Source organism: Neisseria sp. P0019.S002 (genome assembly GCF_051957155.1).
GTDB lineage: Bacteria > Pseudomonadota > Gammaproteobacteria > Burkholderiales > Neisseriaceae > Neisseria > Neisseria perflava.
In genome coordinates, this window is record NZ_JBQCWS010000157.1 from 1 (window position 1) to 440 (window position 440).

General features: G+C 54.1%; 1 pseudogene. It reads left to right on the forward strand.

Features of this window, described 5'->3' with window-relative positions:
- Window positions 1-440, forward strand: a pseudogene (locus ACTHTY_RS12070) (RHS repeat protein); the annotation flags it as partial.

A 440-nucleotide genomic window follows, 5' to 3' on the forward strand; every position in this document is an offset into this window, starting at 1 on the left:
ATCATCGGCCAGCACCAATGTAGAGTACCTGCTAATGAAGAGAACGAACAAAACTGTTTGCCCGAAACCGACTGGCGCGATGCGCAATACGACATGCTGTACCTGCCCGTTACCGAAAGCATCCGCTACCACTACGACTTCAACTGTAACCGTACCGCCACCGTCCTGCCCGACGGCAGACAGATCAACTACCTGTATTACGGCAGCTGCCACCTGCACCAAATCAGCCTCGACGACGAAGTCATCACCGACATCGAACGTGATCAGCTGCACCGCGAAATCTACCGCACACATGGTAAACTCGCCAGCCGTTACGAACTTGACCCTTTAGGTCGTCTGAAACGGCAAATCGCCACTCTCAACGACCTGACGGAAAGCTGCAAAGGAAAAACCAAAGTAGCGGCGGGTTATGCCCAAACCGCCGTCAAACGCAGCTACGG